The organism is Blastococcus sp. CCUG 61487 (assembly GCF_005222955.1).
Lineage (GTDB): Bacteria > Actinomycetota > Actinomycetes > Mycobacteriales > Geodermatophilaceae > Blastococcus.
This window is the reverse complement of record NZ_LWUA01000276.1, coordinates 1-950: the sequence shown is the minus strand read 5'-3', so window position 1 is coordinate 950 and position 950 is coordinate 1. Positions and strand designations below refer to the sequence as shown.

The window sequence follows — 950 nt, the reverse complement described above, 5'->3', positions numbered from 1 at the left end:
CTAGGGCGTGTCTCCTAACCGCTTGAGCCAGAGAGTGACCGCCCGCAGGACTGCCGCGGCTCGGTAGACGATGGCGAGCTTGTCGTAGCGGGTGGCCAGGGAGCGCCACTGCTTGTCCTCGTTGAAGGCGCGCTCGACGACGTTGCGCCCGCGGTAGCGCTCCGCGTCGAAGGCTGGCGGTCGTCCTCCGCGGCTGCCTCGGCGCATGCGGTGGCCCTTCTGGTCGTCCGGCTCGGGGACGCAGGCCCCGATGCCCCGCTCACGCAGCAGGGTGCGGATCGCCCGCGAGGAGTAGGCCTTGTCCCCGGCCACGGTGTCGGGTCGGGTTCGTGGCCGTCCCGGGCCGATCCGGGGCACCCGCAGGTGCTGCAACAGGATCGGGAACATCGGGGCGTCACCGGCCTGGCCTGCGCCCACCAGCACGACCAGGGGCAGCCCGCGCCCGTCGACCAGGTGGTGAATCTTGCAGCTCAGGCCGCCGCGGGACCGCCCGATCGCATGATCACCGGGCTCGTCGAGCAGGTTCTTGTAGTTCTCCGGTGCCCCCTGTGTCCCGCTTGGTGTTCGTCGCGTGCTGGTGCGCGCGGTTGATCGTGGAGTCCACCGACACGTCCCAGTCGATCAACCCGGCAGCGTCGGCATCGGCCAACAGGGCCGCATGCACGCGGTCCCACGTGCCGTCCTCGGCGAAGCGGCGATGCCGCTTCCACACCGTCTGCCACGGCCCGAACTCAGCCGGCAGGTCCCGCCACGGCGTCCCCGTCCGGTACCGCCAGATGATCCCTTCGACCGTGCGCCGGTGATCGGCGAACGGCCGGCCGCCCTTCCCCGACGCCGCAGGCATCAACGGCTCCACCAGAGCCCAGGACTCATCCGACAGCGACACCATCCGCGACACCCTGCCAGCCTGCTACCGCCCGACGTCAACGGTTAGGAGACACGCCCTAGTC

At 70.6% G+C, this 950-nt stretch carries 1 pseudogene; it reads right to left on the bottom strand.

Annotated features, from left to right (window positions below):
• A pseudogene (locus A6V29_RS18015) lies at positions 1-898 on the bottom strand (IS5 family transposase).
• Positions 899-950: the final 52 nt, after the last annotated feature.